At 67.4% G+C, this 22,743-nt stretch carries 20 protein-coding genes and 1 pseudogene; 11 read left to right on the plus strand and 10 right to left on the minus strand.

Annotation, left to right across the window (positions count from 1 at the left end; all coding sequences use genetic code 11):
• Nucleotides 1–29 precede the first annotated feature (29 nt).
• The gene (locus tag B1818_RS17325) at nt 30–1,298 is read right to left on the minus strand and encodes an MFS transporter (RefSeq protein ID WP_058251598.1); all 1,269 of its coding nucleotides are present in this window, start codon (nt 1,296–1,298) and stop codon (nt 30–32) included.
• A 157-nt stretch (nt 1,299–1,455) separates the two neighbouring features.
• Between B1818_RS17325 and B1818_RS17330 the strand changes: the two genes are divergently transcribed.
• Complete coding sequence (locus tag B1818_RS17330; RefSeq protein WP_139363043.1) at nt 1,456–1,902, plus strand: hypothetical protein; 447 nt, start codon at nt 1,456–1,458, stop codon at nt 1,900–1,902.
• Nucleotides 1,903–1,927: 25 nt separating this feature from the next.
• Here B1818_RS17330 and pdxH read toward each other — a convergent pair whose 3' ends face one another.
• Nucleotides 1,928–2,662 carry a pyridoxamine 5'-phosphate oxidase gene (gene pdxH / locus B1818_RS17335; RefSeq protein WP_058251600.1) on the minus strand — a complete coding sequence of 245 codons (735 nt, stop codon included), beginning with the start codon at nt 2,660–2,662 and terminating at the stop codon, nt 1,928–1,930.
• Nucleotides 2,663–2,790: 128 nt separating this feature from the next.
• Here pdxH and B1818_RS17340 point away from each other — a divergent pair, with 128 nt between their 5' ends.
• The 7 genes from B1818_RS17340 (at nt 2,791) to B1818_RS17370 (ending at nt 10,878) form a co-directional block, all read left to right on the plus strand.
• Nucleotides 2,791–3,918, plus strand: a complete 1,128-nt coding sequence (locus B1818_RS17340) for a citrate synthase 2 (RefSeq protein WP_065630762.1) — start codon at nt 2,791–2,793, stop codon at nt 3,916–3,918.
• A gap of 128 nt (nt 3,919–4,046) precedes the next feature.
• Nucleotides 4,047–4,370 carry an invasin gene (locus B1818_RS17345; protein ID WP_238995032.1) on the plus strand — a complete coding sequence of 108 codons (324 nt, stop codon included), beginning with the start codon at nt 4,047–4,049 and terminating at the stop codon, nt 4,368–4,370.
• Between the two features lie 29 nt (nt 4,371–4,399).
• On the plus strand, nt 4,400–6,766 hold the full coding sequence (locus tag B1818_RS17350; RefSeq protein WP_249146421.1) for a hypothetical protein: 2,367 nt from the start codon (nt 4,400–4,402) through the stop codon (nt 6,764–6,766).
• Between the two features lie 585 nt (nt 6,767–7,351).
• Nucleotides 7,352–7,507 (plus strand): hypothetical protein, encoded by a 156-nt coding sequence (locus tag B1818_RS24290; protein ID WP_217700288.1) that lies wholly within the window; start codon nt 7,352–7,354, stop codon nt 7,505–7,507.
• 258 nt (nt 7,508–7,765) lie between these two features.
• Nucleotides 7,766–8,911, plus strand: coding sequence for a phosphoserine transaminase (gene serC / locus B1818_RS17360; protein WP_078113452.1), 1,146 nt, complete (start codon nt 7,766–7,768; stop codon nt 8,909–8,911).
• A gap of 233 nt (nt 8,912–9,144) precedes the next feature.
• Nucleotides 9,145–10,110: a septation protein SepH gene (gene sepH, locus B1818_RS17365; RefSeq protein ID WP_058251605.1), complete on the plus strand. Its 966-nt coding sequence runs from the start codon at nt 9,145–9,147 to the stop codon at nt 10,108–10,110.
• Nucleotides 10,111–10,878 (plus strand): hypothetical protein, encoded by a 768-nt coding sequence (locus tag B1818_RS17370; protein WP_058251606.1) that lies wholly within the window; start codon nt 10,111–10,113, stop codon nt 10,876–10,878.
• Here the strand turns inward: B1818_RS17370 and B1818_RS17375 are convergent.
• Both B1818_RS17375 and B1818_RS17380 read right to left on the minus strand, forming a co-directional pair.
• Nucleotides 10,875–11,174 carry a DUF2537 domain-containing protein gene (locus B1818_RS17375; RefSeq protein ID WP_058251607.1) on the minus strand — a complete coding sequence of 100 codons (300 nt, stop codon included), beginning with the start codon at nt 11,172–11,174 and terminating at the stop codon, nt 10,875–10,877. The genes B1818_RS17370 and B1818_RS17375 overlap by 4 nt on opposite strands.
• Complete coding sequence (locus B1818_RS17380) at nt 11,171–12,025, minus strand: RNA methyltransferase (protein WP_078113453.1); 855 nt, start codon at nt 12,023–12,025, stop codon at nt 11,171–11,173. Before B1818_RS17380 ends, B1818_RS17375 begins: the two co-directional genes overlap by 4 nt.
• An 80-nt stretch (nt 12,026–12,105) precedes the next feature.
• On the opposite strand from B1818_RS17380, the gene B1818_RS17385 reads away from it, so the two are divergent.
• Nucleotides 12,106–13,329 (plus strand): GNAT family N-acetyltransferase, encoded by a 1,224-nt coding sequence (locus B1818_RS17385; RefSeq protein WP_078113454.1) that lies wholly within the window; start codon nt 12,106–12,108, stop codon nt 13,327–13,329.
• 1 nt (nt 13,330) lies between these two features.
• Here the strand turns inward: B1818_RS17385 and B1818_RS17390 are convergent, their stop codons facing one another.
• Complete coding sequence (locus B1818_RS17390; RefSeq protein WP_058251610.1) at nt 13,331–13,795, minus strand: MarR family winged helix-turn-helix transcriptional regulator; 465 nt, start codon at nt 13,793–13,795, stop codon at nt 13,331–13,333.
• Between the two features lie 105 nt (nt 13,796–13,900).
• Nucleotides 13,901–15,469 carry an NCS2 family permease gene (locus B1818_RS17395; protein ID WP_078113455.1) on the minus strand — a complete coding sequence of 523 codons (1,569 nt, stop codon included), beginning with the start codon at nt 15,467–15,469 and terminating at the stop codon, nt 13,901–13,903.
• Nucleotides 15,470–15,493: 24 nt separating this feature from the next.
• Between B1818_RS17395 and B1818_RS17400 the strand changes: the two genes are divergently transcribed.
• Nucleotides 15,494–15,742, plus strand: coding sequence for a DUF2530 domain-containing protein (locus B1818_RS17400; RefSeq protein WP_078113456.1), 249 nt, complete (start codon nt 15,494–15,496; stop codon nt 15,740–15,742).
• Here B1818_RS17400 and B1818_RS17405 read toward each other — a convergent pair.
• The 4 genes from B1818_RS17405 to B1818_RS17420 form a co-directional block, all read right to left on the minus strand.
• Entirely contained in the window at nt 15,739–17,250 is a 1,512-nt protein-coding gene (locus B1818_RS17405) for an APC family permease (RefSeq protein ID WP_078113457.1), read from the minus strand. The genes B1818_RS17400 and B1818_RS17405 overlap by 4 nt on opposite strands.
• 21 nt (nt 17,251–17,271) lie before the next feature.
• Nucleotides 17,272–18,342 (minus strand): phosphotransferase family protein, encoded by a 1,071-nt coding sequence (locus tag B1818_RS17410; protein WP_078113458.1) that lies wholly within the window; start codon nt 18,340–18,342, stop codon nt 17,272–17,274.
• A 13-nt stretch (nt 18,343–18,355) separates the two neighbouring features.
• On the minus strand, nt 18,356–19,606 hold the full coding sequence (locus B1818_RS17415; protein WP_065631957.1) for an acyl-CoA dehydrogenase family protein: 1,251 nt from the start codon (nt 19,604–19,606) through the stop codon (nt 18,356–18,358).
• A 70-nt stretch (nt 19,607–19,676) separates the two neighbouring features.
• Nucleotides 19,677–22,262, minus strand: a complete 2,586-nt coding sequence (locus B1818_RS17420; protein WP_078113459.1) for a PQQ-binding-like beta-propeller repeat protein — start codon at nt 22,260–22,262, stop codon at nt 19,677–19,679.
• Nucleotides 22,263–22,578: 316 nt separating this feature from the next.
• Here B1818_RS17420 and B1818_RS24495 point away from each other — a divergent pair.
• Nucleotides 22,579–22,743 (plus strand): annotated as a pseudogene (locus B1818_RS24495) (HNH endonuclease); the annotation flags it as partial.

The raw sequence follows: 22,743 nt of genomic DNA on the forward strand, positions 1-22,743 counted from the left end.
GAGGCTGCGCTGGTCGGCGGAACCCGTTCTCAGGTCCGCTGACCGGCGCGATAGTGCACGAAGGCCGGGATCAGCAACGCCGCGATGATCGTCGCGATCACGACCGCGATGCCGCCGAATGCTGTCGCGGCGGCGACCCCGATCGAGGCGGCTGCGGCGCCATGGGCGACGTCGGCGATCCGCGGGCCGCCGGCCACCACCACGATGAACACACCCTGCAGCCGGCCACGGACCTCGTCGGTCGCGGCAGCCAGCAGGATGGTCTGGCGGAACGCCGCCGACGCCATGTCGGCCGCGCCGCCGATCATCAGCAGCACGACCGCCACGACGAGCATCGGCATGGCCGTACCGTCGGCGAACGACACCGCTATCCCGGTCCCGGTGATCGCGAGACCCCAGATGATGATGCACACGATGACGGCGAGACCCTGTCGCTGCACGCGCGCGACCCACCCCGAGAAGATCCCGCCGACGACGGCTCCCGCGGCGATCGCCGTGAACAGCAGGGCGAAGGCGATCCCGCCGCCCTCGGGGCCGCCGAAGTTCTCGTGGGCCATCTGCGGGAACAGCGCCCGCGGCATGCCGAAGATCATGGCGATGAGGTCGACGAGGAACGACGCCAGGAGGATCTTGTGCCCGGCCAGGTACCGAAGGCCGTCGATGACCGAACGCAGTCCCGCGACCTTGGGCGCGGCGTCACTCTCCGGCCGCAGGGACGGCAGCATGATCACGGCGATGAGCGTCGGCAAGAGAAACAGGGTGTCCACGAAGTACAGCAGCGAGTACCCGAGCACCGGGATCAGCGACCCACCGACCAGCGGCCCGGCGATGGCACCCGCCTGCATGACCGTCATGTTCAACGACAGCGCGGCGGGCAGGTCCTTGGTGTCGAGCAGTCGTGGGAGCACCGCGGTCCGCGTCGGTTGGTTGACGGCGAAAAACGCCTGCTGAACAGCAAAGAGCACCAACACGATCCAGACATTCTGCCCGCCAACCGCGGCCTGGGCCCAGAACAGTGCACTGCAGACGATGAGACCGGTGGTCGTGATGATCAACAGGGTGCGGCGATCGACGACGTCGGCCAGCGCGCCGCCCCACAATCCGAAGACGACGAGCGGGACGAGGCCGAACACACCGGTCAGGCCGACATAGGCCGAACTGCCGGTGACCTCGTAGATCTGTGCCGGCACGGCGACCACGCTCAGCTGTGCGCCGATCACGGTCACGATGTTCGCCAGCCACAGCCGCCGGAAGTACTGGTTGCGCAGGGGCGCGGTGTCGGCGAGAAGGCGGGCCATTTCCACGATGCTATGACTGCCCGCCGAGGTTCGGTCACCCAGGCACTCGGACGGCCACCTGTGGAGAGTGGGCGCCGAGTGTTGGGCGGCCTCCGCTAAGGTCGTTCCGCCCGGGGAGCACTCGCACCTTGGTCGGGGATCGAAGAAGGGGACGAGTATGGGTATTCGACGCTGGACGACGATTGTGACGGCCGCGGTGGCCGTCGTGCTGGGACTTGCCATCCCGGGGACGGCGCACGCCAGCCCTCGGTATCCGACCGCCGGTGATCGGATCACGGTGCAGGTCGCCTCGCATCAGCAGAGCACCTACAGTTACTGGTGGGTCGACGGCCTCAACCGGATGTCGCCGCGCACCGTCGGGGTAGGCATGAACCTGCGCGATTACAACCCGAAGACCAGGCTGTGGTCGACCACAACCACTTTCACGTCCCATAAGAAGCGGCAGCAGACAGCCGCGAACATCACGTCGTGGGGCGGTTACGCTCGCTGCACGATCTGGGTGAACGGCGTACGCGTCGCGCACCATGTGTACCGGGCACCGATCTTCGCCCAGGCGCAGTGCGGTATCGCCAGACTCGACCCGAACCGCCTCGACTACCGCTGACGGCCCGCAGAACGGGTGTCGACGCTCAGGGTTGCAGCCGTTCGGCGCGCCAGGAGTGATCGACGTGGGTCAGCCGAACACGGTTGTGCAGGCGGTTCGCTCGCCCCTGCCAGAACTCGACCTCGACCGGGACGATGCGGTATCCGCCCCAATCGGACGGGACCGGCACGTCCGCGCCGCCGTCGAAGCCGCCGTAGGCGTCCGCGAGGTTCGCTGCCTTCTGCTCGAGTTCGACGCGGCTGCCGATGGGCCGTGACTGTTCCGACGCCGCGGCCGACAACTGGGATCCGCGGGGCCGCAGCTCCCAATACGCCTGGACCTCTTCAGCACTGACGTGTTCGACCGGACCGCGGAAGTGCACTTGGCGCTCGAGTCCGATCCAGGGGAATGTCACCGAGGCATAGGGATTCGCGGCCAGGTGCCGGCCCTTGTCCGAGTCGTAGCCGGTGAAGAAGACCACTCCGTTCGCGTCGACTCCCTTGCACAGAACGGTTCGGGTCGACGGCCGGCCGGCCGCGTCGACAGTGCCGAGGACCATCGCGTTGGGTTCGGCGATCCGGGCGTCGACGGCTTCGCGCAGCCAGACACCGAACAGATCCAGCCACGGCGGGTCGCCGCGAAGCCAACTCGGATCGAGGTTCTCGCGGATACCGTCGGCACCGGCGGCGCGGTCGCCCTCACCGATGTTGGGTGGGATCCCGCCGCCATATCCGACACGCATGTTCGGCAGGTCGATGGGGTCGCGCGACTGGTCCGGCACTTTCCTGACGCTACTCCGACCTCGGTCGTTACTCCGGGGTACACGCGGGGCGTCGTGCTGATCTACAGTTCCACGTGGATTGCATCCCCGCGGATGCACGACACGGACGTCGAGTGAGGTGGGTTGCCATGGCCAACACTGTTCCCGAGGATTTCGTCGCCGGACTCGAGGGCGTGGTGGCCTTCACGACCGACATCGCCGAACCGGACAAGAACGGCGGCAACCTCCGCTACCGCGGCGTCGACATCGAGGACCTGGTCGAGAACAAGGTGACCTTCGCCGACGTGTGGGCCCTCCTGGTCGACGGCAAGTTCGGCGACGGCCTGCCGCCCGCCGAACCGTTCCCACTGCCGATCCACACCGGTGACGTGCGCGTCGACGTCCAGGCCGCGCTCGCCATGCTCGCCCCGATCTGGGGTTACCAGCCGCTCCTCGACATCGACGACGAGACCGCCCGCGACAACCTCGCCCGCGCGTCGGTGATGGCGCTGTCGTACGTGGCGCAGTCCGCGCGCGGCATCCACCAGCCCGCGGTCCCCCAGCACGTCATCGACGAATGCGACACCGTCACCGCACGTTTCATGACCCGCTGGAAGGGCGACCCCGACCCCCGGCACATCGCCGCGATCGACGCCTACTGGGTCAGCGCCGCCGAACACGGCATGAACGCATCCACGTTCACCGCGCGGGTCATCGCCTCCACGGGCGCCGACGTCGCGGCGTCGCTGTCGGGCGCGATCGGCGCCATGTCCGGCCCGCTGCACGGTGGCGCCCCCGCACGCGTGCTGCCGATGATCGAGGAGGTCGAGAACACCGGCGACGCACGAGGACTCGTGAAGGGAATCCTCGATCGCAAGGAGAAGTTGATGGGCTTCGGGCATCGGGTCTACCGCGCGGAGGACCCGCGTGCCCGCGTGCTCCGCCGCACCGCCCAGGAATTGGGCGTCCCCCGCTTCGAGATCGCCGCCGCACTCGAGCAGGCCGCGCTCACCGAGCTCCGGGAACGACGCCCCGACCGCGCCATCGAGACCAACGTCGAGTTCTGGGCGGCGGTCATCCTCGACTTCGCCGAGGTGCCGACGCACATGATGCCGGCGATGTTCACCTGCGGCCGGACCGCCGGCTGGTGTGCCCACATCCTCGAGCAGAAGCGCCTCGGCAAGCTGGTCCGCCCGGCCGCGATCTACACCGGCCCGAGCCCCCGTCGCCCGGAGGACGTCGAGGGCTGGGGTGACGTCGTGAAGCCGGGCCTGTAGACCCCTTCCACAGGCGCGGCCAGGTTCAGCCTGGTCGGGGTCGGTTGTGGACACCCGCTCGTCGGGTCGCGTCCGGCATCGTAAAGTGTTCCCCAAGTCACGTGCTCACAACGACTGTCGGGGGAACGATGAGCGGGGATTTTGTCGTCAACTCAGGTGCGATGGACGGCGTCGCAGGTGCACTCGAGGGCATGGGGTACTTCATCGAGTCCGCGCCGCGGCCGGACATCAGCGCGACCATCAGCTCAGCGATGCCGAACTCACCGCTCGTCGGCGCGGGTGCCGACGCCACCGCGAAGCTGACGCAGGCACAGACCGCCGTATCCGGGCAGTGGGAGACGTTCGCCTCCGCGGTGCGTGCGGCTCGCACGATCGCAGTGGACGTCGACGACGAGAACGCGACCAAGTTCCGGACGCTGTCCGCGCTCCCGGACAGCGAGGCGCCCCGATGAGTGGGAGCCCGGCTCTCACCAAGGTGATCATGGATTCGTGGCGGCCGTGGGAGCTGGCGGAAGCAAAGCTGACCGGACTCTCCGACGCCATCCGCGAGAACTCTGAGGCTGCGGAACGAACGGTTGACCAAGTGCCGAACACGTCCTGGGCCGGCGGCGCCAGGTCTGCGGCCAATGCGCGGGCGAGCGACCAGAACGGATGGGCAAAGAAGGTCGCCGGCAAGGTCGACGACCTCCAGACGGCGCTGAACAATGCCGCTTCGGCAATCGACTCGTCGAAGATTGCCGTGAACGGCGCCCTGCTAGGCGCCTCGATGCAGCGCTTCGTGCTCATCAGCGAGTCCGACCCGGCTTGGCAGATGCGGTACGTCCCGAAGGAGGACGACGACCTCACTCCTGGTCAGATAGCCGACAAGGAACGCGAGATGACCAGCTACGTTAAGGGGAAAGCCGACGAGCTGGCCGCCATAGCATCGGACCACGCCGCGCTGATCCGGACCGCGGTGGGGAATCTCGACACCATCGCACCGCCGGCGCTCACGCTCAGCGCGCAGGACGGGCGTCGTCACGGCCAGCTGGCCGCCGATGGCTGGACCGACGAAGAGGCTGCCGCGGTCGGACGAAACTTGCGAGCCGCGGGTCTGAGCGACGAGCAGATCGTTCGTCTGATGAACGGCGAGAAGCTGGACGACGTCCCGCGTGGTGTCCAGGAGTACCTGCACACGTTCTACGGCTCTGTGGGCTCCGAAGGGCTCTTCGACTTGAAGTCCAAGTTCGACGGCATGCACACACCCGTCGGAGACTCGTGGTCCAAGGCGCTCGGCCAAGGTCTCCTCACCCTGTCGAACGAGAACGTCGGCGCGAATACCGGGTATCAGTACCTGCCCGGCTGGGTGCAGGACTGGGCCGAGAACCGTGCAAGCGACGGCGCGACCCTGAGATACCAAGACGTTCCCTTTGCGAGCCTGCTAGGCAACTCTGGTTCCGTTCCCCCGGGGGAGAGATTGGGCACCGAGCTCATTCGCAGAGGCGCCGCGGGAGCGTCGCGCGACATCGGCGGTGACGGTCAACGACCTGAAGTCGCCTACGGGGCTTTCGAAACCGATCCAAATGAGCTGAAGCGTACCTACGAGTCGACCATCCGACAGTTCCTCGAAGTCGGGACCAGGAACCACGAGTCGGCGACGGCGATTCTCACCGGTGAGTACTCGGATGGCGCCAAACTGGCGGATTATGACCGAGACGAGACCGTCGGTCACGTGATGCGACACGACTGGGACGACCACGGCCATACTGCTAGCGGCTTGGTCGACTGGATCCACGAGTACAGCAGCACGGGAGATCCTGCAAAGATTGCGCAAGCCGACCGCGCATACGCTGGTCTGTGGGATTTCGCAACCTCTACAGACGGCAACAACAACTTCAAGGGCCTGATGAACACCAATGACGACGGGGATGCGTTAGGAAAGATCAACCCTCACCTGGCAGATGCACTCAGAAAGGCCTCGCTACCCTACCTCAATTACCTCGCGAATCCCGATTCATCACCGCAGATACACGGTCATCCCGATCTTGAGCTTGCCGACCACGAACGACCCAACGAATTCCGAGCACGAGCGATCCGCATGTTTAGCCTGATCGCGTCAGACGACTCGCCCAACGGTGGCGACCCTACAGACGAGAATCCCGACGGAATAAACGCAGCGACTGAATTATATCGGGACCTACTAGCCCGCGCTAACATGAACGCTTCCTTGGTTCTATCCGAACCTCACCTGGCACAAAGCCTCGGCCTCACCAGTGGCGAACTCCTGCAATTAGGACAGGCCGGAATCTACGGTGCTCAATATGATCAAGAACTTGATCGAGACAGCGAGGTCAAGCGATCAGAAGCCGCGACTCAGAACACCGTAAAAATACTTTCCTCTGCCAGTTACGCCCTGACGTTGGTCCCCCACGGAGCGGTACCTTCCGCACTCGTTGGAGGCGCGGCCCCTTGGATTGCCGGGCCCGAAATCAACGACGACGTTCCATTTAACCTCCCGTCAGATGACACAGCATTCGGAATTGGTGACAGCGAATCGCAAAAACTATCTTTCGCTTACTCCATGCTCACGTCCGCGGGCGTTTCGGGACCTGCTGAATGGTACGACTCAAGCGGCACACTCAAACCGTTATCCGATATGTTAGAACAGTCGGACGGTGACGCTAGTCAGTTGGACCAAGCGATCAGGACGGTGCTGGCGACCAAATATCAAAGAGAGTTCACGCCCGGCGGTGAAGCCGACTACTGGGACGAGGGCGTGGAGGAAGGTTTGACGCCAGAGAACAGCCGGTATGACGGGTCCGATTTAACGACGTATCGAGAATGGATTCTGGACGGAACTCGAGAATGAAACTGGCTAGCGCGACAGCACTTTTCCCAGCATTGGCACTCCTTGTCGCAGCCTGTGCGGGCCCGGACGTACCGGCAATCCTCTCAAGCTCGGAACATGCCGCGGAACTTACTCAGCCTCGACCTTCCGACGCCAGCGACTACAGATTCCCGTCAGATCTCGCTGGCAACTTCACGGTCGTTTGGTCGGCAGAACCAGGCATCAGCCTGTTCTCCCGCCAGGGCGAGGTGGTCCGAGCCACAGGTGAAGCCGCTTCGCTGCTAGGCGTGCCAGGTTCCCGCAACTACCCCGGCGCGGAACGCGCTGCCGCCGAGGCATACGAGAGGTTCGGAGGCGACGACTTCAGCGGTGACCCTGGGAACCTAACCGCGCGCAGCGGAACGATTTTCATGCATTTGGTGTCAATTCAGTCGACACCGACCAGCATCAAGGCAATTGGATGTTTATACAATTTCGGCTTCGTTGCGGAGTTCGCGGACGATCCGAAAGTAGGCGGCCCCCTTGCAGGTTGGGGTTTCGAGATAGACGCCGTCCGTCCAGCAGATGCCAAGGACCCACGCGCTGACCGTCCGCGTGGCGACATTCATGAAACTGGTGACCGAGCACCTCGATTTGACGCCTTTCTTCCGTGGCAAGTTTCGTATAAGGGCGTTCGGTTCGACGACGCACGACTATCACGATGCGCGGATCATGGGCTTGCCTTGGCACGAAGTCATCCTGCGTACCGCGACTCCGATCTAACTGCCGATACCGTTTCGGTTTCACTGGAACCCGTCCAGCGAGACCTCGTTCCTGTGCTTCCGCAGTACCCCACATGGCCTTCACCCTGACTACGACGGAGATATGCAACTGGTTGCCCGGGGTCGGGACGCAACCAGCGCAGCTTTCGGTGAAGCCAGCGTCTCTGTGCGGCGGCCATTCGACCCAGAACCCGCACCGTTCGCCGGGTTGCAGGGACCGAACCCGAGGTGGCCGGGGCCACTCCCTAGAATTGCCGTCATGAGCGAAGCCGCCACCGCATCCATCACCCTGCCCGCCGACCTGCTGCCGTCGGACGGCCGCTTCGGATGCGGGCCGTCGAAGGTTCGCCCCGAGCAGTTGCAGTCCCTCGTCGACACCGGCGCGTCGGTGTTCGGCACCAGCCACCGTCAGGCACCGGTGAAGAACGTCGTCGGCTCGATCCGCGAGGGTCTGTCGAACCTGTTCTCGCTGCCCGAGGGCTATGAGGTCGTGATCTCCAACGGCGGCACCACGGCATTCTGGGACGCCGCGGCGTTCGGCCTGATCAAGCAGCGTTCGCTGCACCTCACCTATGGCGAGTTCTCGTCGAAGTTCGCGACGGTCTCGAAGAAGGCCCCCTTCCTCGACTCCCCCGCAGTCATCTCGACCGACCCCGGCACCGCGCCCGACCCGGCCGCGCTGACCGTCGACGACTTCGGCGGCGTCGACCTCATCGGCTGGGCCCACAACGAGACCTCGACGGGCGTCGCGGTGCCCGTCGTCCGTCCCGCCGGTTCGGATGACGCGCTCATCGCCATCGACGCCACCTCGGGTGCGGGCGGCCTGCCCGTCAACGTCGCCGACGCCGACGTCTACTACTTCGCGCCGCAGAAATGCTTCGCCGCCGACGGCGGGCTCTGGGTCGCGCTGATGAGCCCGCGGGCGCTCGCACGCATCGCCGACATCGCCGAGACCGATCGCTGGTGCCCGGAGTTCCTGTCGCTGCCGACCGCCGTCGACAACAGCAGCAAGAACCAGACCTACAACACCCCGGCCGTCGGATCGCTGCTGCTGTTCGCCAACCAGATCGAGTGGATGAACAACAACGGCGGCCTCGACTGGTGCGTCTCGCGCACCGCTGATTCCAGCTCGCGTCTCTACCAGTGGGCCGAGGCGAGCGAGTTCGCGACGCCGTTCGTCACCGAGGCGGCCAACCGCAGCCAGGTCGTCGGCACCATCGATTTCAACGACGATGTCGACGCCGCGGCCGTCGCGAAGATCCTTCGCGCGCACGGGGTCGTCGACACCGAGCCGTACCGCAAGCTCGGCCGGAACCAGCTGCGCATCGGCATGTTCCCGGCCATCGAGCCGGAGGACGTCAGCAAGCTCACCCAGTGCATCGACTACATCGTCGAGCGCCTCTGATCCCCTGCTCGACACCTCGTCGCCGGCGCGCCGCACAGATCGTTGCGGCGCGCCGGTGGTGCTTCACCGAACCGGTAGCCTGGTTCCCACAGACCACATACGACGCATCGATCGCTGGCGTCGCTTGCGCCCCACGCGTGCTGAACTGCGGTTTTGCCGCGTGTCCCACAGTGAACCGGCAGATCGGTGAGTTAATGTGACCCCAATGCGTGCACCGACCGGAGGAGGAGCAGATGCGTGAGCTCCGCGTCGTCGGGGTGGAAACCGACGGCTCCCATGTCATCTGCCAGGACCCGCAATCGGGCGAGAAATTCCGCATCGCCTCCGACGAACGCCTCCGCGCCGCCGCCCGCGGCGACATCTCACGACTGGGACAGATCGAGATCGAGATGGAGAGTGCATTGCGGCCACGCGAAATCCAGGCACGAATCCGAGCGGGTGCAACCGTCGCCGAGGTGGCGGCCGCAGCCGGGGTGGGTGTGGACAAGATCGAACGCTTCGCCCACCCGGTCCTCCTCGAGCGCAGCCGCGCCACCGAACTCGCCGGCGCCGCGCATCCCATCCGCCATGACGGCCCGGCAGTGGCGACCCTGGTCGAGTCGGTCGCCGAGGGACTCCTCGCCTACGGCCAGAATCCCAACGACGCCGACTGGGACGCATGGAAGGGCGACGACGGGTACTGGGTGGTCCAGGTCGCGTGGAGCGTCGGACGCACCGACAACCTGGCGCACTGGCGCTACCAGCCGGGATCGCACGGTGGCAGCGTCGACCCGCTCGACGACCTGGCCGACGAGCTCACCCATCCCGAGACCATCGCGCCCCGTCGTCGGCTGACCCCGGTCGCCACCCCCGAAGTCGCTGTCGAGACGACCCCGGACGGACGCGAAGAGGTCACCATCGACGCGGCCTCGATCATCGGCGCGCAGCGCGCCCGCCACGACCGCCGCACCGCGGCCGAGGACGACGGCGCCGTGCCGTTCGACTTCGGATTCGACGACGAGCCGTCCGCCGCCACCGCCGAAGCCTCGGACACGGACGACACGGCGGCCACTCCCACCGCCGCCGACGCCGACGCCGACGACTCGGTGCCCGCACCGTCGTCCGGCCCCGAACGTCCGCGCCGCAAGAAGGCACGTAAACCGGCTGTCCCGGCGTGGGAGGATGTCCTGCTCGGCGTGCGCAGCAACGGGAACAGCTGAGTGTCCTCCGCACGCGCGGCCACGGTCTGGTTCATCGACACCGACGACCCGGCCGCGATCCTCCGCTCGCGTCCGGCCAACGACTCCCAGCACGCCCAGCAGGTTGCGACGACCGTCTTCGGTGACAGCGTCCTGGTCCCGCTCGTCGACACCGATCTCGCGTCCGCTGCCGCGGTCCGCGACACCCACGTCTATGCCGGGTTCTACGGTCCGCTCGCCGTCGTGTCGTGTTCGCTGTTCGAGACGACCACGCCGTCGACGCTGACCCGCGCGCTCGCGCGAATCCGCCCCAGCGCGACCACGACCCTCCTCTACACCGAGCCCGACTCCTCACTCGGAGTGTTCGCCCGGTGGGAGTCGGGGACGCTTCGACGCTCCTTCGCCGCCGACCCGGTCACCATCCACGAGGACCACGGCCTGCCGTTCACGTTCGAGAAGCCGTTCTGGGGTGGCGAACACCCGCTCAGCCACGCCGAGGGCGTGCCCACCGCACCCATGTCGCTCCCCTTCCATCCCGCGCACCTCGCCGAGGAATCGAACCGTGCGTGGCTCGGGTTCCGCTACACCCACCCGCTCGCGGAGTCCGATCTCGACCCGGCCCAGATCACCGTCACCTGCTTCGCGTTGCACCCGACCGAATACGAACCGACCGCGGCCGACTACGAGAACTACCGCGCCGCAACGGCTTCGCGCGCCCGGGAGCGGACGGGATCGCCCGGTCAGGACGCGCGCAAGCGCGGGCGCATCCGCGAGTACTTCGGGTTCTAGGGTGCGGGGCGTCCCAGCGCGAGCAGCGCGATCGACGACGCGACCCCGGCGAGGAAGCCGAGCAGCAATCCCCACACGACCCACCGCCACACGGGCCGCGCCCGGAACTCCCAGAGGGTCCACCCGAGTCCGCCCGCGACGACCAGTACGGCGGCGATTCCGAGGAACCGCAGGATCTCGCCGATGAGCAGGTAGACGCCGACCAAGACGAATGCGGCGAACAGCGCGCACGAGGCACCGACGATCAGCCCCAGGGCCCACGGCGTCGGTTCGACACCCTCCCGCTCGACGGTCACAATCCCATGGTGCCCGACCGGGCGCGCTCGTAGAACGCAACGGCCGCAGCGGTCGCCACGTTCAGCGAGTCGGTGCCCCGGCTCATCGGGATTCGCGCCTTCACGTCGGTGGCCGCCATCGCCGATGCGGTGAGACCGGGGCCCTCCGCACCGACCAGGAAGCCGACCTTGTCGGCGGTGACGGCTTCGGCCAGTGTCACGGCGGCGGGATCGGGCGTCAACGAGACCAGCTGGAAGTCGCGTTCCCGCACCAGGTCCAGACCGCGCGGCCAGTCGTCGAATCTCGCGAACGGCACGAGCAGTGCGTGGCCCATCGACACCCGCACGCATCGGCGGTACAGCGGGTCGGCGCAACCCTGACCGAAAAGCACTGCGTCGACGCCCAATCCGGCGGCGTTGCGGAAGATCGATCCGATGTTCTCGTGGTCGTTCACACCTTCGAGGATCGCGACGGTCCGCGCGCTCTCGAGGACCTCCGGCACCGTGAGCACGGGCGGTCGGCGCGACACGGCGAGCACGCCGCGGTTGAGGTGGAAGCCGACGATCTCGGCCATGACCTCGGCGGTGGCGCGGAAGAACGGGACACCGGCCAGCCCGGGATCACAGAGATCGGCGTCGAGCTCGTCGAGGCGTTTCGCGACACCGAGGAAGGCGTGGGTCGCGAACCGTGACGCGATCATCCGCTGGGCGACGAGAACACCTTCGGCGATGACCAGACCGCGGCCCGGGCGCCCGCCGGGCAGAACCGGGAGATCGGGCCGTCGGTCGACGGAGTTGAGGTCGCGGAAGTCGTCGACGCGCGGGTCCTCCGGGTCGTCGATCTCGATCACGTTCACTGCGAGCCCGGGCACCGCAACAGTCTGCCACCCGGACGAAACCGGCAGCGCACGGGTGTGAAACTGTGGAGGGCGTGACCAGCGATTCGACTCCGATGTCACGTCTGACCCTCACCCGCGCCACCGACGCGGACTGGGCCGACATCATCACCACCGATGCCCGCGCGTTCGCCATGCGCAATCCGCTGCCCGACGACGAGGTCGCCGATCTGCGCGGCAAGGTCGCCGACGACGACGTCGTGCTGGTGCGCGACACCGGGTTGGACACGCAGCCCCTCGTCGGAGTGGCGATGTTCTATCGGATGTCGATGTCACTGCCCGGCGGTGGCGTGTCCGACGCGGCCGGACTGTCGTGGGTCTCGGTGGCGTCGACCCACCGGCGTCGCGGCATCCTCCGCCGCATGCTCACCGAACTCGTCGAGCAGTGGGAATCGGAGAAGTACACCTTCGGAATCCTCACCGCGAGTGAGGGCACCATCTACGAACGCTTCGGCTTCGGACCGGCATGCTTCGCGAACTCGGTGTCGCTGAGCCCGGGCGCGGAGATGCGAGCGGCCCAGCCCGACGATGCCACCGTCCGGTATGCCGACGCCGACGCGGTGGCCGCCGCGATCCCCGACCTCCACGCACGGTGGACGCTGACCACCCCGGGCGCGCTCACCCGCACCCCCGCCTGGTGGAATCCCATCCTGGCCGACCGGGCGTCGGAGCGCCCGCTGTCGGCAAGCGGTCTGCACTACCTGCTGCACGCCGACGGCTACGCGAGCTATCGCATCTACAAGGACGAGACCGGCGCGGTGCGCGGCGAGGTCAACGAGGTCTTCGCGGTCACCGACGACGCACACACCGATCTGTGGCGCGTCCTGATCAGCCTCGACCTCATCCCCTCGCTCACCGCGACCATCCCGGTCGACGACCCGCTGTCGCAGAAACTCGTGAATCCGCGGTCGGTGTCGGTCACCGGGACCGCCGACACGATGTGGCTGCGCATCCTCGACGTCCCGGCCGCGCTCGGCGCCCGCCACTATGCCGCCGACCTGGACGCCGTGATCGAGGTGACCGACGAATTCCGCGGGCACGGAGGCGTTTTCGACATCTCGGTACGCGAGGGCGGGGCGATCGTCGCGCCGGCGAAGTCGGGAGCGACGCCCACCGTCTCGCTCGACATCTCGGTGCTGTCGAGCATCTACCTCGGCGGGATCCGACCCTCGGCCTTCGCGGCGGCGAGACGGCTGCGCGTCGACTCCCCGGCGACGCTGCGCGCGCTGGATCACGCGTTCATGACCGACCGCGCACCCTTCTCGGGCACGTTCTTCTGAGTCAGATCGCGCGTGAGCGCGGGACGTCGGTGTCGGCCTGCCCGAGGATCTTGTTGGCGATGCGCACGGCCTCGCGCAGGATGTCCCGCTCCTCGGCGGACAGTTCCGCGAGGCGGTCGCTCAACCATGCCGTGCGGGCGGCGAGTTCGTCGGTCACGACTTCGACGCCCTCCGGGGACAACGTCACGATGGCCTGACGGCCGTCGGTGGGATGGGGTTCGCGCTTGATCATCCCGAGATCCGACAGCGAGGCGATGACCCTGGTCATCGACGGCGGGCGAACCCGCTCGGCGGCCGCGAGCGCACCTGGTGTCATCGGGCCCTCGTGGTGCAGCGTGTTGAGGGCGGACAGCTGAGTGAGCGAGACCAGCTTGTTCTCCCGCCGACCTCGGAGTCGGCGCGCCAGGCGCACCACGGCGAGGGACAGGTCGCCGGACAGACTTCCGTCACCATAAGGTGCATGCATTGCCAAATCGTAGGCCAGGAAATCGGCCTCACTGCCCGTCCGCGACGAAATTGAACCGGGTGGACGACACCGAAACGGGCAAACCCGGACAGATGACCAAGTCCGTCAGCCGATGAGGTCGGAGATCGGTCCGCGCGCGAAGTAGGCGACGAAGATCGCGGCGACGAACCAGAGCAACGGATGCACGGTGCGGGCCTTGCCCGCCGCGGTCGCCATCACGACCCAGCTGATAAAGCCGATGCCGATGCCGTTGGCGATCGAGTAGGTGAAGGGCATCGTGACCACGGTCAGGAAGGCCGGGAGCGCATAGTCGAGCCGCTTGAAGTCGACGGTCGTGAGCTGGCCGATCATCATCGCGCCGACGACCACCAGCGCGGGGGCGACCGCCTCGAGCGGGATCACCTCGTAGAGCGGTGTCAGGAACATCGCGACCAGGAACAGGATTCCGGTCACCACGTTGGCGAGGCCGGTGCGCGCACCTTCGGCGATACCGGACGCAGACTCGACGAACACCGTGTTCGACGACGCCGAGGCGGCACCGCCGGCGATGGCGCCGGTCCCCTCGACCACCAGCGCACGCCCGACCCCGGGCAGGTTGCCCTTCTCGTCGGCGAGCCCGGCCTCCTTGCCGAGGCCGGTCATCGTGCCCATGGCGTCGAAGAAGTTCGAGAGCACCAGCGCGAACACCAGCACCGACGCCGCGAGCACACCGATCCGGGTGAACGCGCCGAACAGGTCGACGTCACCGATCAGGCTGAGATCGGGCAGACCGCCGAGGGCGCTCGGGATGTCGGGCACGCTGAGACCCCAGCCGGAGGGGTTGGCGACGCTGGACCCGTAATCGAAGATCCGCTCCAGCACGATCGACAGCACCGTAGTGATCGCGATACCGATCAACAGGCCGCCGGGGACCCGACGCACCACCAGGACGCCCATCAGCAGCACCCCGACCGCGAAGATCAGTGTGGGGATCGTGGAGATCGAGTTGTCGCTGCCCAGCTGCACCGGGACGGTGGTGCCGGCGGCGTCGGGAACGCGCTTGACGAATCCCGCGTCGACGAAACCGATGAACGCGATGAACAGGCCGATCCCCGCCGCGATCGCGGCTTTCAGTTCGGCGGGCACCGCGTTGAACACCGCGGTGCGGAATCCGGTGACGGCCAGCAGGACGATGATGATGCCGTCGACGACCACCAGACCCATTGCCTCGGGCCAGGTCACCTGCGGCGCGATGGACACCGCCAGCAGGCTGTTGATGCCGAGACCCGCCGCGATCGCGAACGGATAGTTGGCGACCAGGCCGAACAGGATCGACATCACGCCCGCGACGAGCGCGGTGACCGCGGCGACCTGCGCCAGCGGCAGGACGTTGCCCAGGACGTCGGTGTTCTTGTCACCGCCCGGGATACCGCCGATGATGATCGGGTTGAGCACCACGATGTAGGCCATCGTGAAGAACGTGACCAGGCCACCGCGGAACTCGCGGTTGATCGTCGAACCACGTTCGGAGATCTTGAAGAACCGGTCGAGCGGGCCGCGCGGGACCGCCGAATCCGGCCCCGGGGTGGTCGCGGGAAAGTCGGGCTCGGTGGGGAGGTTCCCCCTCGACGTGTCCGCACCCGGGATGTCGGAGGACCTCAGATCGCGAGACTCACTCGGCTCATCGTGTGGCACGTTCCGAAAGCTACCCTGTTGTCCATGTCCACGACACTCGAGATCCCCGAACTCCCCCGCGCGCTGCGCGCCCCGGAGCCGGTGATCGTGGTCGGGATGATCGGGTGGGTGGTGGCGACGGTGGTCGTCGCGGTCACCGATCTCGGTGGCGATCGCGCGCTGTCCGTGTGCCTGGTGGGCCTGGCCGTCGGTCTGCTCGGGACGACGATCGTCCTCGTCCAGCGCGCCGGTGTCCGACGCGGTGATCGAGGCGCGCAGGAAGGTCTCGACTAGCTTCTGTCCGGTTCGGCGCGATTCGGTTGAGCGGGCGCGTCGAATTCGTCGGTGCCGGGTTCGTGTTCGAGGACGCGACCGGGTCCGAACAGCAGAGCGACGAAGTAGAGGCCACCCGCCGCGATCAGCCCGAGCACGATCAGGGTCGGTACCCGCGCGTCGTCGGGCGTGACGAGCACGAACAGGGCGACCCCCACCCAGATCAGCGCGGCGATCGCGACCGGCACCTCGAGGCGTCCGAGACTGAACCCACCGGACTTGCGCTCCAACCGCTTTCGGACGACCAGGTACAGCACGACGGTCCCGCCGTAGATGAGCGCGGGCAGGATCGTCGACGCGATGATCAGCTCGATCAGCGCCGCCCCGGGCAGTGCCAGCATCAGCACCACCCCGACGCCGAGGATGAGCAGCGTCGCCGGTACCGGTGTCTGGGTCCGGGGGTTGACCCTGGCCATCAGCCGGTGCGCCGGGAAGCGACGGTCGCGGGCCATCGCGAAGACCTGCCGGGCGCAGGCCGCCATCACCACCATGCCGGCGCCGAACATCGCGAAGACGATGCAGGCGAGCAGGATTCGCTCGGCGACCGGCCCGAGTTGTTCCCGGATGATCGCGGCGACCGGCGACCCGTCGGCCGTGACCGCCTGGACGTCCTCGATCGCCGTTGTGAGGACGATGAGGAAGACCAGTCCCAGGACCGCGGCGGCCACCACTGATCCGACGATCGCCCGGGGCACGCTGCGGAACGGATCCTTCGCCTCTTCGGCGAGGTTGGCCGCGGAATCGAACCCGACCAGGGTGGTGAGTCCCATGACCATCGCGGCCATCACCCCGCCACCGATCGCCCAGTAGTCCGGCGCACCGGCGGCCACTCCCTCGGACACCAGGTTGCCCGGGTGACCGCTTCCGCTGAACACCATCACCGCCGCGAGCACCAGGATCAGGATCGCCACGATCGCCAACTCGACCGCGACCGCGCCGGAGGTGAACAGGCCGAGCAACCGGGTCGAGGCGATCACCAGCACGGCCTGGATGACGAGCACGACAAGGGCGATGACGCGGGCGACGTCCTCGTTCTCGGCCATCCCGGCGAGCGGCATCAGCGCCTGACTGGCCAGCGCGTTGTCCATGGCGACCACGCCGATCGCGAGGTACCAGAAGCTCAGCCAGCCGAAGAACCAGCCGATCTTCGGGTTCGCCAGCCTCGACGCCCACTGATACGACGACCCGCTCAGTGCGATCCGGGCGGCGAACTGGGCGACGACCAGCGCGATCAGGGTCTGGCCGACCGCGGCGACGATCCACAACCAGCTCCCGACCGGACCCGCCGTGGTGAGCACGCTGCCGTAGGTGGCGAAGATCCCGACCGCGACGGAGATGAACGCGAAGGAGATCGCGAACACCGCGAACCCGCCGAGCGTTCGGCGCAGCTCCGGACGGTAACCGCTCATGCGGATCTCGTCGGGCGATCCTCCGCCGGCACCCGACGGGGTGACCACGTCCTCCGCCATGGCGGTCCTTTCGTCGGGTGGCTACACGAGCAGGTCGTCCAGCCGTTGCGCGATGATCCCGACCGCGTATCCGAGACGTTCGAACGCCTTGTTGGTGGTCTGGCCGTGGTAATAGCGGTAGTAGATCTGCTGGGCGATCACCCCCGCCCGGAACAGTCCGAACACCTCATACCAGCGCCAGCGTTCCGGCGTCATGTCGAATCCCATACGCTCGCAATAGTTCTCGACGAACTCGGCACGACTGAGCATGCCGGGCAGGTGCGTCGGGACGCGTCGCATGAGCTGCATGGCATCCGGGTCGTCGGCCTGGATCCAGTAGGCCATCGAACCCGCGACATCCATCAGGGGATCGCCGAGGGTCGCCATCTCCCAGTCCAGGATGCCGATCACCCGGGTGGGATCGTCCTTGTCGAGGACGACGTTGTCGAGCTTGAAGTCGTTGTGGATGACGCAGTTGGCGACGTCGTCGGGCTGATTGTCGGCCAGCCACGTCATCGTCGACTCGAAGTCGGGCACGTCGTCGGTGTGCGCATTGCGGAACCGCGCCGACCAGCCCTCGACCTGCCGTCGCACATAACCCGGCCCCTTGCCGAGATCGGCGAGTCCGGTCGTGCTCGGATCGACCGAGTGGACCTCGACCAGGGTGTCGATGAAGTTCAGACAGAGCCGGCGCGCCTGCTCGGCGTCGAGCGGGACGTCGGCGGGCCACTCGGTCCGCGGGATGACGCCGTCGATGCGGCCCATCACGTAGAAGTCCGCACCCAGGACCGACTCGTCGTCGCAGAACGCGATCATCGGCGCGATGTAGCGGATGGCGGTCGCGAGCTCGGACTGGATCCGGTACTCGCGTGCCATGTCGTGCGCGCCCCGCGCCTTGGTACCCCGGGGCGCCCGGCGCAGGATCAGATCCCTGGACGGATAGCGCAGCAGGTACGTGAGATTCGAAGCACCGCCGCCGAATTGACGGACCTCCGGCACGGCGTCGAGACCGGTCGGGTCCGCGGCGTTGGCCTCCAGCCATTTGGCCATCGCCTCGACGTCGAATGCATCCTCGGTGCGGACCTCGCCCGCACCGGTCACCTCGTTGGTCATCCTCGTCCCCCGATCAGCGGTACTTGCCGAACTCGATGCGCGCAACCACGTTGCGGTGCACCTCGTCCGGGCCATCGGCGAGTCGGAGCGACCGCGCGCCCACCCACGCCTGCGCGAGCGGGAAGTCGTCGGTGAGACCGGCACCGCCGTGCAACTGGATGGCGAGGTCGATGACGTCGAGTGCCATGTTGGGCACCTCGACCTTGATCTCGCTGACCGCCGACAGGGCTTCGCGGGACATGCCCTGGTCGAGCAACCAGGCCGCGTGGTGGACGAGGAGTCGCGACCGGTTGATCGCGATGCGGGCGTCGGCGATGCGCTCACTGTTGCCGCCGAGCCGGGCGAGCTGCTTGCCGAACGCCTCCCGCGAGAGTGCGCGACGCACACCGAGTTCCAGTGCCCGCTCGGCGAGTCCGATCGCCCGCATGCAGTGGTGCACGCGACCCGGACCGAGCCGGCCCTGGGCGATCTCGAAGGCGCGGCCGGGTCCGAGCAAGATGTTCGATGCCGGGACGCGCACGTTGTCGAAGCTGACCTCGCCGTGGCCGAACGGCTCGTCGAAGTAGCCCATGGTGGTGAGCATCCGGTCGATCGTGACGCCGGGGGCGTCGATCGGGATGAGCACCATCGTGTGCCGCGACTTCCGGTCGGCCTCGGCGTCGGTGACGCCCATGAAAATGAGGACCTTGCAGTCCGGATGGCCGACGCCGGTGGAGAACCACTTGGTCCCGTTGATGACGACGTCATCGCCGTCGAGCACGGCGGTCGCGGCCATGTTGGTGGCGTCCGACGACGCGACGGCCGGCTCGGTCATGCAGAAGGCGCTGCGGATCTCGGCGGTCAGAAGGGGTTCGAGCCACTGCTTGCGCTGCTCGTCGGTGCCATAGCGCAACAACACCTCCATGTTGCCGGTGTCGGGGGCGTTGCAGTTGAAGATCACCGGCGCGAGCCCGGACGATCCCATCGCCTCAGCGATCGGCGCATACTCGGAGTTGGTCAACCCGGCGCCGCCGTCGGTGCCGAAGTCGGCGGCATAGCGGCCGGCGTGCTCGGCGGGCAGGAAGAGGTTCCACAGCCCCTCCGAGCGGGCCTTCTTCTGCAGTTCGGCGATGATCGGCGACGGCGTCCACGGGTTGCCGTTCTCGTCGCGGCGGGTCTTGATGTCCCGATGGATCTCGGGTTCGACCGGCTCGATCTCGGTGGTCACGAAGGTGCGCACGCGTTCGGTGAGTTCGGCCGACCGCGCTGACGGAGAGAAATCCATACCCGACCGTATCGCGATGAACCGATTACTCGTCATCGTTCCGAGCAAACCGGCGCGGCGTCGGGCACCGTCACTTCCAGTAGAGGGTCGTCCGCTCCGGTCCGGCCGTGGTGCTCACCAGTTTCGCGAAGCAGTTGTCCGGGCCGAATCCCTGGGCGCGACACCAGTTGTTGGCCTCGACCGGGCCCGGGAAGGTCGCCGCGGCCACCGTCACCCACCAGCCGCGGTACGAGAACACCGGCCACTCGTCACTCCACAGGAGCCGAACGTCGTTGAACCGCAACCGGAGTGCCAGGAACTCGTCGAGGATGGCCTGGTCGGTCCAGGTCCGCCCCTCGGCGACGAGACCCGGCCGTTTGGAGCTCAGCTGCGCCACCCACCGGTTGTTCAGGTTTGCCACGATGAAGGCCCGATCGGCGTCGGCCTGCAGACGGAGGGCGCTGACGCTGCTCGCCGTCACGTCGGCTCCGGCCGGGAACGACACCCCGGTGGCGGTCGACGACGCGGCCGTTCCCGACTGCGGAGTCGCGAGCTTCGGCGCGGCCCCGGAGGTCGGGCCCTTGTCGCAGTCGACGAGGTAGCGGCCGCCGCCGGCCGCGCTCCCCTGGGCACCGAGCGTGTCCGGCAGCCGGAAGAAGCTCCCGGGCGGATAGGTGAGTTCCATAGTCAGCGCCTCGCCCGCCCCGTCGAGCGAGGGCACCGCGACCGGCGCCCGCTGGAAGTCGAAGTTCCCCGACGCGACGATGCCGCTGCCGTCGGAGATGGTGATGCGTGTCTGCGGCCCGTACAGGACGTCGCCGCCGGGACACTTCGCGGTGACCTTCATCGTCACGCCCAGCCCACCCGCCGACGTGCGGAACGACTGCGGCGTGAACACCGGGGGCGCCCCGCACGGCGTGACGTACTCGGGTTCGCCGCCGTCGGCGGTGCCGGCCTCGCGAGTCGTGCCCGGGACGATGGCCTCCGGACCGGTGGGCGCGAAGCCGGTGATCGTGGTCGCGGTCATCGTGATCAGGCGGTCGCCGACGGCGAACGTCAGCGGCGGACGCGGTTCGGTGACACCCGCAGCGGGGGTGTTGCCGATCGTGGACGGGGGCACCGACCACACCGGCGCACCGCCCACCAGATCCAGGGCGGTCACGCCGCCGTCGGCCATGGGCGCGATGAGGCGTTCGCCGTCGGTGACGGCGTGGCCGGTCGACCCGTAGACCGGCCCGGTCGGAGTCGTCCACAACGTCTGGCCGGAGATGGCATCGACTGCGGTGACAGCGTCGTGCGTCGTCCACACGACTTCACGGTCATCGGCCAGCACGACGGTCGGCGAGGTGTGGGCCGGGAGATCAGTCGTCGTCCAGATCCGCGCGCCGTCTGCGACGTCGGTGTATGCACCGTCGATGAGCACACGCCCGCTCTGAGTCGGAGTCATGACAGCAGCTGACTCCACGCTCATACCCGCCAAGTCGCTGGTGGTGCCGTCCGGCCGGACCACGACGACCGGACCATTCGTCGGTGTGCCGCTTGTCATGCTGCCCGTCACCACGAGGATCGATCCGTCCGGGCGTGGCGACATCCCGGTCCGGCCCGGACTCGTGAAGATCTCCCGGCCGTCGTCGGCCGAGATGACGGCGACCACGCCGTCGGCGCTCGCGACGAGCTCGTCGGTGGCGATGAACTGCGAGGCGTCCCCGCTCGGAAGCGCTTCGGGCAGGTCGATCGTTCGCTGCCACTCCACGCCTCCTGGTGTCACCTTGTGGAACACGACCTGGCGTTCGTTGCCACCACTGAAGTCGCGGACGAACGCCGCTCTCCCGTTGAACGCGATCCCGAACGCCTGCGGCGGAGCGGGAGCACGGCCGATCTCGCGACCTGTCCGGACGTCGACGAAATACGCGGCGCCCCGACCCAGGCAGGCGATGGTGCTGTCCACGATGGAGGCCGAGCACCCGGACACGGGTTCGTCGAACGACCACGCCCGGCCGGACTCGGCGTCCATCCCGACAAGACGCAGCGCCGGGCCGTTCACCGAGGCGCCGACGTTCACGAGGGTCGCCAGACTCCTGTCGTCGTGTACCGCACCGAGCGTCATGTAGTTCGACTCGAGCGGTAGCCCGGAGACGTAGGCAGTGCCACCGACTGAACTCGCATCGACGCTCCAGGCGGGACTCGGCGCGGTCGGGAACGAACCGGTGAGCTGACCGGCGACGGGGTCCGGCGCGTTGTCGGAACTGCCACCCGTCGAGGACAACTTCCACCACACGACGCCCCCGAGGACCAGCGCGAGGACACACACCAACGCGACGCCCGTGATCAGGTACGCGCGCCGATTGGACCTGCGCGGGTACCCGGGCTGGGGATATCCGGGCTGGGGGTACCCCGGTGGTGGATAACCCGGCGGTGGGTAGCCCGGCGGTGGGTAGCCGTACTGGGCTTGTCCGGGTGGCGGAGGATAGCCACTCGGCGGCTGCTGATACGGCGGTGGGTACTGCGGCGTCGGACCTGTCTGCGTGGCGGCGTAGGGGTCCGGCGCCGGGGCCTTGTTCAGTGACACCCCCGGGACCACCGTTGGGCGGGCAGGTTGGATCGTCGTCGGCGACTCGTCGCCGTCGGACGATCCGGGCATGGTCGCGTCATCGTCGGGTGGCCCCGGATTCGACATCCGTCCAGTGAATCCCAGTCCGACGCCGTTCGACTGTCCCCCACCCGGGGGAATTTCGGCGTCCGCTCACGCCGACCGAGCAGTTCCCGCATCTGCACAGCGAGCCCGGGTGCGCCCCGCCGGCTGAGTACTGGCGCTCGCCGAGCGACCGTCGAGGCCTTCGTTCGTGACAAACCCACCACTTTTCGACCGGAAATCAAAACGGGTGTGACTGAAGTTCATCACTGTCAACGATCAACGCGCATTCAACGAAATTGACTGCACAGTCGACAATTTCGGGATCTCGAGCCTGTGGAGAAACCTCGAGATCGAACGAATGTTCCTGTACCTTGGAGTCATGCCAGAGCTCGCCACTCTCCTCGATCAACTCGTCGAGACCACCCCGCCCGCCGACGACCCAACGGGCAGAGCAACATTCGACGCCCTCGAGACGCTGCGCTTGATCCGCAACACCGTCGACCACCAGATCGTCACCCACACA

The organism is Gordonia sp. IITR100 (genome assembly GCF_002009645.1).
GTDB classification, from domain to species: Bacteria; Actinomycetota; Actinomycetes; order Mycobacteriales; family Mycobacteriaceae; genus Gordonia; species Gordonia hongkongensis.